This window comes from Kitasatospora saccharophila (genome assembly GCF_039529925.1).
Taxonomy (GTDB): Bacteria; Actinomycetota; Actinomycetes; order Streptomycetales; family Streptomycetaceae; genus Kitasatospora; species Kitasatospora saccharophila.
In genome coordinates this window covers 75911-85632 of sequence record NZ_BAAANS010000038.1, presented here as the reverse complement: position 1 = coordinate 85632, position 9722 = coordinate 75911, and the positions used below count along the sequence as shown (strand labels likewise).

Here is a 9722-nt window from a genome sequence, read left to right as displayed (position 1 = left end):
CGCCGTGCCCGGGCCGCCCGCGCCGCCGCGCGCCGCCCGGTCCGCCGCCGCGCACCGCACCGGCCGGGACCGGCCCCGCCGGCGGTGCGCGGCGGCCGGGCCGACCCCGGAAACCCGGCCCGGCCGGTACTACTCGGCCCCCGCCGCCGCGGCCATCCTGGAGGCACGGCCCCGGCGCTGGTCCGCCGGTCCGGCCCCTCCCTCCCGAGCCCGATCCGTGCGGAGTGTGTCCCCATGCCCGAGAACCGCCCCTCCACGCCCCTGATCAGCGCCGAACGGCGCGAACTCGTCCTGCGCGCGGCCGTCCGGCAGGGCCTGCTCGACCCGGAGCGGGCCCCGCTGGCCGCCTTCCTCGACCTGGACGCGGTCGCCGGGACAGTCACCGCCCTGCACGCCGCGTTCCCCGCCGAACTGGGGGTGCGGCACGCCTTCGCCGCCAAGGCCAACCCGCTCGGGCCGGTGCTGCGCCGGCTGCGCGAGCTGGGCATGGGGTGCGAGGTGGCCAGCCCCGGCGAGTTCGCGCAGGCGCTGGCCGCGGGCTTCCCCCCGGAGCTGATCGTGCTGGACTCCCCCGCCAAGACCCGTGCCGAACTGGCCCTCGCGCTGGACCTCGGCGTCAGCGTCAACATCGACAACTGGCAGGAACTCGCCCGCGTCGACGCCCTGCTGGCCGACCGGGTCAGCTCCTCCCGGATCGGCGTCCGGATCAACCCGCAGGTCGGCGGCGGCCGGATCGCCGCGATGAGCACCGCCACCGCCACCTCCAAGTTCGGCGTCCCGCTCGCCGACACCGGCAACGCGGCCCGCCTGGTCGAAGCCTTCCGGGCCCGCCCCTGGCTCACCGAACTGCACTGCCACGTCGGCTCCCAGGGCATCGACCTCGGCCTGATGGCCACCGGCATCGCCACCACCGCCGCGTTCGCCGAACGGATCAACCGGGAGCTGGGCCGCCGCCAGGTCACCGGCATCGACCTCGGCGGCGGTCTCCCGGTCAACTTCGCCGACGACCGCACCGCCCCCGGCTGGGACGCCTACGTGGAGCGGCTGCGCGCGCACGCCCCCGTGCTGTTCGACGGCCGCTACCGGCTGACCACCGAGTTCGGCCGCTCCGTGCTCGCCAAGTCCGGCTTCGTCGCCTCGTACGTCGAGTACACCAAGGTGGCCGGCGGCCGCCCGATCGCCATCGGCCACGCCGGGGCCCAGGTCGCCACCCGCACCGTCTTCATGCCCGACAGCTGGCCGCTGCGGATCAGCACCCACCACCCCTCCGGCGCCGCCAAGCACGGCGCCCCCGTCCCCCAGGACGTGGCCGGCCCGTGCTGCTTCGCCGGCGACCTGGTCGCCCGCGCCCGCCCGCTCCCCCTGCTGGCCCCCGGCGACCTGTACTGCCTGCTCGACTGCGGGGCCTACTACCCGAGCAACCACTTCGCGTACAACTCGCTGCCCGAGCCCGCCGTCCACGGCGCGAGCACCGCCCCCGACGGCACCGTCCGCTTCGAGACCCTGCGCCCCGCCCAGAGCATCGACGACCTGGTCGCCCGCACCGGCGCCTGACCCTCCGACGAAGGACCGCCCATGTCCCGCACCCGCCCCGCCCGCCCCGCCCGCCGCTTCCCGCCCGCCGACCGCACCCTGCTGGTCGTCATCGTCATCCTCCTCGCCCGCACCCCCGACGCGGCCCACCTCCTCCCCGCCGCCACCCTCCTCACCACCCGCCTCGCCCCGCTCCTGCGCACCCCCTGACGACGAACGGCCCTCCCCCGCAGCACGCGGAGGAGGGCCGTTCGCGGGTGGGGCGTCAGAGCAGGCCGAGGGCCGGCATCAGGTAGTAGAAGGCGAAGACGGCGGCGACGCCGTACAGCGCGACCGGGACGGTGCGGGCGCGGCCGGCGGCGACGCGCAGGAGACAGAAGGCGATGAAGCCGAAGCCGATGCCGTTGGTGATGGAGTAGGTGAACGGCATCATCACGATGGTGAGGAAGGCCGGCATCGCGATGGTGAAGTCGGACCAGTCGATCTCCTTGATGGAGTTCGCCAGGATCAGGAAACCGACGGTGACCAGGGCGGGGGTCGCGGCCTGGGCGGGGACCATGGTCGCGAGGGGGGTGAGGAAGAGCGCGAGCATGAAGAGCGCGCCGGTGACGATCGAGGCGAAGCCGGTGCGGGCGCCCTCGCCGACGCCGGCGGTGGACTCGACGAAGCAGGTGTTCGCGGAGGCGGAGGTGGCGCCGCCGGCGGCGGTGGCGATGCCGTCGACCATCAGGATCTTGTTGATGCCGGGCAGGTCGCCCTTCTCGTCGAGCAGGTGGGCCTCGTCGGCGACGCCGAGGATGGTGCCCATCGCGTCGAAGAAGCAGCTCATCAGCACGGTGAAGACGAACAGGATGCCGGTGAGGATGCCGACGTGCGAGAAGCCGCCGAACAGGCTGAAGTGGCCGACCAGCCCGAAGTCGGGGGTGGAGACCGGGTTGCCGGGCCAGGTGGGGACGGTCAGGCCCCAGGCCTCGGCGGAGAGGTCGGCGACCTGCTGGATGATCACCGCGGCGACGGTCATCACGGCGATGGAGATCAGGATCGCGCCGGGCACCTTGCGGATGACCAGGGCCATGGTGAGCAGCAGGCCGACGATGAAGATCAGCACCGGCCAGCCGTGCAGGTGGCCGCCGACGCCGAGCTGGAGCGGGACGGTGGTGTGGGCGGCGTCCGGGATCCGGGTGACGAAACCGGAGTCGACCAGGCCGACCAGGGTGATGAACAGGCCGATGCCGATCGCGATCGCCTTGCGCAGGCCGAGCGGGACGGCGTTCATGACGCGTTCGCGCAGGCCGGTGGCGACCAGCAGCATGATCGCGAAGCCGGCCAGCACGACCATGCCCATGGCGTCGGGCCAGGTCATCTTGGGGGCGAGCTGGAGCGCCACGATGGTGTTGACGCCCAGGCCGGCCGCGAGGCCGATCGGGACGTTGCCGATGACGCCCATCAGCAGGGTGGTCAGGCCGGCGGTGAGCGCGGTCGCGGTGACCAGCTGCCCGCCGGCGAGGTGGGCGCCGTTCATGTCCGTGGCCGAGGCCAGGATGATCGGGTTGAGCACCAGGATGTACGCCATCGTGAAGAAGGTGGCGACACCACCGCGGATCTCGCGGGGCAGGGTGGAGCCCCGCTCGGAGATCCTGAAGAAGCGGTCCAGGGCGCCGGACGGGGGCTGCGGCGCGTTCTGGGAGGGCTCGGGCGACGCGGTGGTCGACTGGGCCTGCGGAGACATGTCGGGGGTCCTCGATCGGGGGGAGGCCGGGGGAGACCGGGCGAAGCAAGGTTGGGGGGTTTGTTGGGGAAATATCAGTATGTCGATTCCGGTCGTGCACGCGCCATCTTCGCGCGTAGATTCGACCCATTGCGGTCATGATCAGTCACGTTCGGGCCTCCCGGGTTGCGTGCGCACCGGCCCCGCGGAGCCGACCGCCGCTGCCGGAGTGCCGGGCCCGCCCCTTAGGCTAGGGCCCATGCCCAAGACCGCACTGCGCACCGCTCCCCCGCCCCTGGAGGGGAACGACGTCGCCATCGTCGGCACCGGCACGGTGCTCTGGTTCGTCGGCTTCGTGGCGCTGGTGCCGTTCCAGGGGTGGCTCTCCGACCACGGGCACGGCACCTGGCCGTGGATCTGCCTGTCCGGCGGGCTGCTCGGCCTGATCGGCCTCAAGTACTGCACGGCCCGCCGCGCCGCGATCCGCCGCGCCCGCGCCGCCGAGGCCGCCGGGGAACCCGCGCTCTAGCCCCGCCCGGACCCCGCCACCCGTCCGGCCGGAATCCGCCCCGAGGCGGGACGCACCGGACAAAACGCCCACCTAGAGTCGGTGCCATGACGCACTCAGCGGAAGGCACCGCCCCGCACGGCCCCGGCGCGCACCCCACCGGGGCCGGCGGTGCGTACCAGCCCGGGCTGAGCGCGGCCGAGGTCGCCGAGCGGGTCGCCCGCGGGCAGCTGAACGACGTCCCGGTGCGTTCCAGCCGCTCGGTGCGGGAGATCGTCCGGGCCAACGTGTTCACCCGGTTCAACGCGATCATCGGGGTGATGTTCGGCATCATCCTGGTCGTCGGCCCGATCCAGGACGGCCTGTTCGGCCTGGTCATCGTCGCCAACACGGCGATCGGCATCGTCCAGGAGATGCGCGCCAAGAAGACCCTGGACAGCCTCGCGCTGATCGGCGAGGCCCGCCCCCAGGTCCGCCGGGACGGCGCCGCCGTGCAGGTCACCGCCGGCGGGATCGTGCTGGACGACACCGTGCTGCTCGGCATCGGCGACAAGGTCGTGGTGGACGGCACGGTCACCGAGGCGGACGGCCTGGAGATCGACGAGTCGCTGCTGACCGGCGAGCCCGACCCCGTCCTCAAGCACCCCGGCGACCACGTGATGTCCGGCTCCTTCGTGGTGGCGGGCGCGGGCGCGTTCACCGCCACCAAGGTCGGCCGGGAGGCGTACGCCGCCAAGCTCGCCGAGGAGGCCAGCCGGTTCACCCTGGTCAAGTCCGAGCTGCGCACCGGCATCGACCAGATCCTGCGCTTCATCACCTACCTGCTGGTCCCCACCGCGATCGGCCTGATCATCAGCCAGCTCGCGGTGCAGCGCAACGACTGGAAGGAGGCCGTGCGCCGGATGGTGGCGGGCATCGTGCCGATGGTCCCCGAGGGCCTGGTGCTGCTCACCTCGGTGGCCTTCGCGATCGGCGTGATCCGGCTCGGCCGCAAGCAGTGCCTGGTCCAGGAGCTCCCGGCGATCGAGGGCCTGGCCCGGGTCGACACCGTCTGCCTCGACAAGACCGGCACCCTCACCGAGGGCGGCATGGACCTGGTCGACCTCCGCCCGCTCGCCGGGTCCGACGGGACGCCGTCGACCGACAAGACCGACAGGGCCGACAAGGCCGTCCTGGCCGAGGCGCTCGGCGCGATCGGCGCCGCCGACACCCGCCCCAACCCCAGCATGCAGGCCGTCATCGACGCGTACGGGCCCCCGCCGGAGGGCCGCTGGCGGCTGCTGGAGGCCGTCCCGTTCTCCTCCGCCCGCAAGTGGAGCGGCGTCCAGCTGCTGGAGCCCGGCGGCACCGAGGGCAGCTGGCTGCTCGGCGCCCCCGACGTGCTGCTCCCGGCCGGCTCCCCCGCGCTCGCCGAGGTGGACGAGCTCGGCGCCAAGGGCCTGCGGGTCCTGCTGCTCGGCCGCAGCCCGCTCCCGCTGGACGACCCCGACCCGGCCGCCGGACTGGAGCCGCTCGCCCTGCTGGTCCTCCAGCAGCGGCTGCGCGAGGACGCCGCGGACACCCTGCGCTACTTCCGCTCCCAGGACGTCCGGGCCAAGGTCATCTCCGGCGACAGCGCCGTCTCGGTCGGCGCGGTCGCCGCCCACCTCGGCCTGCCCGGCGCCGAGACCGCGACCGACGCCCGCACCCTGCCCACCGACCCCGAGCAGCTCGCCGAGGCCGCCGACCGCACCGCCGTCTTCGGCCGGGTCACCCCGCAGCAGAAGCGCGCCCTGGTCGGCGCCCTGCAGTCGAAGGGCCACACCGTCGCGATGACCGGCGACGGCGTCAACGACGTCCTCGCCCTCAAGGACGCCGACATCGGCGTCGCGATGGGCACCGGCTCGGACGCCACCCGGGCCGTCGCCCAGATCGTGCTGCTGGACGACCGCTTCGCCACCCTGCCCTCGGTGGTCGCCGAGGGCCGCCGGGTGATCGGCAACATCGAACGCGTCGCCGGGCTGTTCCTGGTCAAGACCGTCTACTCGGTGCTGCTGGCCCTGCTGGTGGTGTTCACCCAGGTCCCGTACCCGTTCCTGCCCCGGCACTCGACGGTGCTGTCCTCGCTGACCATCGGCATCCCGGCGTTCTTCCTCGCCCTCGCCCCCAACAACGAGCGCGCCCGCACCGGCTTCGTCCGCCGCGTCCTGCGACTGGCCGTCCCCGGCGGCCTGGTCTGCGGCGCCGCGACCTTCACCGCGTACGCGCTGGCCCGCGGCGACGACGAGACCACCCTGAAGGCCGACACCTCGGTCGCCACCCTGACCCTGTTCATCACCGCCATCTGGGTCCTCGCCATCGTCGCCCGCCCCTACACCTGGTGGCGCCTGCTGCTGATCGGTACCATGTCGGGCGCGTTCGCCCTGGTCCTGGTGGTCCCCTGGCTCGCCGACTTCTTCCAGCTCCAACTCGTCGGCTGGCGCGACCCACTGACCGGCGTCGCGATCGCCCTGATCGCGGGCTGCCTGCTGGAGGTCACCTCGCGGATCTTCGTCGAACGGAACCCCTGACAGAGAGCCCCTGGCGGGGCTCTCGCCGTTCCCCGAGCCCCTGAATGCGCGCACTCGTGAGCCCCCGGCAGGGGTTATTCGTAGTCGCGCGCCGCCAGCAGCTCGTACGCCCGGTCCGGTTCGGTGAGGGCGGCGAGGATCTCGAAGCGGCGGTGCCACTGGTGGACGGACCAGGCGAGGCCGGCGGCGAGGCCCTCGGGGGTGGCGGCGTGCAGCAGGCCGGGGACCGGGGGGACGTCGAACTCGTCGTCCTCGTCGGCGGCTTCGGCCTCCTCGGGGTCGTAGGGCAGTTCGGGGGCGGTCGCGCCCGTGTCCCAGCGCCAGGCCACGTGGGCCTCCTCGCCGTCGGGGCCGACGACCAGGAGTTCGTCGTGCTCCTCGTAGACGGCGGGGCAGCCGGGGAGGAGTTCGCGGACCACCGCGGGGGTGCGGTGCAGGGTGCCCTCGGAGAGCACCCGGCCGCCGGCCACCTCGCTGGCCAGCGAGACGTGCAGGCGCTCGGCGAGGGCGGGGGCGAGCAGCGGGTGGACGGGCAGCACGGCGTGGTCGTGGAGGAGTTCGACCAGGTCGGGGGCGTCGGCGACGACCGCGTTCGCGGCGTCCACGATGACGGTGCGGTCGTCCCGGCGGCCGCTCTCGGAGTCCAGCGGGGCGAGGGCCCGCACCACGTCCAGGGGTTCGACGCGCTCGGCCGGGAGGGCCGCCAACAGGCTGTAGATGCCGTGCAGTTGGCGGTGGCTGACCTCGGAGAGCGGGTCGGTGAGCCGGTCGATCAGCTCGTCGGGGCCGTGCGGTTCGGCGAGCAGCGCGTTCAGCGTGGTGCGCACGCCGAGGGCGTGCAGGAACTGCGGGTCGAGGTCGGTGCGGGCCTCGTCGTAGAGGCCGCGCAGCAGCGGGTCGGCCCCGGCGGCGCGCAGGCCGGCGGGTTCGCGGCCGTCCAGGACGGGGTGGTCGCGCAGCCACCAGGCGGTGTACGGGGGGAGGTCGGTGTAGCTGCCGTCGGGCAGCAGGGTGCGCACGGGCGTCACCACGGCGTCCCGGTACGGGGGCCGGGCGAGCAGGGCGAGGGCTTCGGGCCAGGCGTCGTCGGCGACCAGGTCGAGGTCGCGGACGGCGAGCAGTTCGGCGGCGACCGGCGGGACGCCCAACTCCCCTGCGTCGTCGGCGTGCAGGGCTTCGAGGGCGTCCTCGCACCATTCGGCGAGGCCGTCGGGGGCCTCGTCGAGCAGGCCGGTGGGGGCGCCGCCGGCGGCCCGGTCGGCGGGGGCGGTGGGGTCGAGGCGTTCCAGGTCGTCGGGGTCGAGGACGACGTCCTCGGCGCGGACCAGGGTGAAGGAGGTGAGGGCGCCGGCCGCGGCCAGCACCTCGGGGCCCCAGCGCTCCAGCAGGTCGTCGTCGACGAAGGCGGCCTCGTCCTCGTCCACCAGGTGGGCCAGCGGGCTGTCGGGGAGCAGGAGTTCGCCGGCGCGGGCGAGTTCGCCCTCGTCGTCGGGCAGGGCGAGGCGGGCCAGCCAGGGGTGTTCGCCGACGGCCGGGGCGGCGGCCCTGACCAGGGCCAGGACGGCGTCGGCGAGGTCGACGGCGGCGTCGTAGTCGTCCTCGCCGAGTTCCAGCGAGCGGGCGACGGCGGCGCGCACCTCGGGGGTGTCCAGGACGCCGGCGGGGGTGGCGGTGGCGGCGCCGAGCTTGGCCAGCAGCGGGTGCGCGGCCTCGGGGTGGGCCAGCCGCAGGTCGAGCAGGTCGAGGGCCTCGGCGAGCGCGTCGGGGTAGCCCTCGTAGCCGGCCCAGTCGGCGGCGTCGGAGGGCAGCAGGACCCGGCGCGGGCCGGTGACGGTGCGGCCGTCGGCGAGCGGGACGGGCAGCGCGCCGAGCGCCTCCGGGTCGGCGCCGCCGAGGGCCGCGTACAGGCTCCGCCACCAGGCGGGTTCGCGTTCCAGGCCGCCGAGTTGGTCGACCACCTCGGCGAGCGGGGTGCGGCGCACGCCGAGGGTGCGCAGTTCGGTGCGGCGTTCCAGGCCGGCCGGGAGCAGGCCGGGGAAGATCGGGGCGAGCGCCTCGACCACCGACCGGTCGGCGCCCTCCAGCACGACGGCGTCGCGCGGGCGGAGCGCGGGGGTGCCCTCCTCGGTGCCGTCCGGGTGCGGCAGGAAGGGCGTCTCGGGCAGGCGGGCCAGCACGGCGGTGCGCAGCGCGTTGTCGAGCGCGCCCTGGCCGAGCGGGGCGGGGACGAGGTCCAGCGAGCCGAGGTCGGCGCCGCGGGCGCGCAGCAGGTCGGCGTAGGCGTCGGCGGCGCGCTCGGTGAGGAAGTCGGTGAGCGGGCCGGGCGCGACGTGCCGCCGGGTCGGGTCGAGCGGGTAGGAGGCGATCAGCAGGGCGGGGACGCCGAGCGGTTCGTCGCTGGGAGTGGGCGCGTGCAGCACGGGGGTGGTGCGCGGGCGCTGCGGGCGGCCGGCCCCGTCGACCGGGACGGCCCAGGTGAGCGTCCAGTGGGGGCGGGCCCGCTCCTCGGTGGTGCGGTCGGCGAGCAGTTCGGGGGCGGCGGTGCCGGCGGCGCTGACGGTCTGCCAGGTGGTGCTGCGCTCCCCGTCGGTGATGGTGACGGTGGGCAGCTGTTCGGGGCGCGGCGGGTGCGCGGTGCGGGTCAGGGTGCGGACGCCCTCGGGGGTGTCGACGACCACCTCGGCGAGGCCGGGCAGGGTCAGCAGCAGGGCGTCGTCGACCTCGGCGAGCAGCCGCCGGGTGAGGTCCTCGGCGGCGGCGTCGCGCAGCGGCAGGACGACCACCGTGTGGTAGCCCTCGGGGGCTTCGCCCTCGGCCGCGAACGGCACCCGGAGCACCGGCAGGTGGCCCTCGCGCCGGGTCAACTCCTCGGTGAGCTGCGGGATTCCGGAGACCAGCGCGCGGGCGTCGGTGAGCGACCAGCGGACGCCGCCGGTGTGCCCGAGCACCGCGGGCTCGTCGCTGACGGCCAGCACGGCGGCGAAGCCGACGCCGAACCGGCCGACCACCTCCCGCTCGTCGCCGCGCTTGGCGGAGGCCCGCAGGGTGGAGAGCGACTCGACCGCGGCGGCGTCCAGCGGGGCGCCGGTGTTGGCGGCGGCCAGCACGCCGTCGCGCAGGGTCAGCCGGAGCCGGCCGGGGACGCCCGCCCGGGCGGCCGCGTCGGCCGCGTTCTGGGCGAGTTCGACGATCAGCCGGTCCCGGTAGCCGCCGAGGGCGAGCTCCTCCTCGGCGTTGGCGTCCTCCCGGAATCTGGCGGGCGCGGCCGTCCAGGCGGTGAGCACGGTGTGCCGCAGCCGGGCCGTGTCGAAGACGTCCGACTCCTCGGGGGACGCCGCGCTGCCGATGATCCGAGACTCCACGTGCCGAGCCGCCCTTCGCGTGGTCTGCGTACGAGTCGGCATTCTGCCAGTCGTCCCCGACG

The 9722-nt window shown here is 74.8% G+C and carries 6 protein-coding genes; 4 read left to right on the top strand and 2 right to left on the bottom strand.

The features are described 5' to 3' along the window. The first annotated feature begins 234 nt into the window (after positions 1-234). Both ABD345_RS25795 and ABD345_RS25790 read left to right on the top strand, forming a co-directional pair. Positions 235-1554 (top strand): type III PLP-dependent enzyme domain-containing protein, encoded by a 1320-nt coding sequence (locus tag ABD345_RS25795; protein ID WP_344555079.1) that lies wholly within the window; start codon positions 235-237, stop codon positions 1552-1554. Between the two features lie 21 nt (positions 1555-1575). Continuing rightward, positions 1576-1743: a hypothetical protein gene (locus tag ABD345_RS25790; RefSeq protein WP_344555075.1), complete on the top strand. Its 168-nt coding sequence runs from the start codon at positions 1576-1578 to the stop codon at positions 1741-1743. A gap of 55 nt (positions 1744-1798) precedes the next feature. On the opposite strand, the gene ABD345_RS25785 is transcribed toward ABD345_RS25790, so the two are convergent. Further along, on the bottom strand, positions 1799-3262 hold the full coding sequence (locus ABD345_RS25785; protein WP_344555074.1) for an NCS2 family permease: 1464 nt from the start codon (positions 3260-3262) through the stop codon (positions 1799-1801). Between the two features lie 238 nt (positions 3263-3500). On the opposite strand from ABD345_RS25785, the gene ABD345_RS25780 reads away from it, so the two are divergent. Further along, positions 3501-3770 (top strand): DUF2530 domain-containing protein, encoded by a 270-nt coding sequence (locus ABD345_RS25780; protein WP_344555072.1) that lies wholly within the window; start codon positions 3501-3503, stop codon positions 3768-3770. Positions 3771-3856: 86 nt separating this feature from the next. Then, the gene (locus ABD345_RS25775; RefSeq protein ID WP_344555070.1) at positions 3857-6298 is read left to right on the top strand and encodes an HAD-IC family P-type ATPase; all 2442 of its coding nucleotides are present in this window, start codon (positions 3857-3859) and stop codon (positions 6296-6298) included. Between the two features lie 74 nt (positions 6299-6372). Here ABD345_RS25775 and ABD345_RS25770 read toward each other — a convergent pair whose 3' ends face one another. Next, a complete protein-coding gene (locus ABD345_RS25770; RefSeq protein ID WP_425556875.1) occupies positions 6373-9660 on the bottom strand; it encodes a sacsin N-terminal ATP-binding-like domain-containing protein in 3288 nt (1095 codons plus the stop codon). Positions 9661-9722 lie beyond the last annotated feature (62 nt).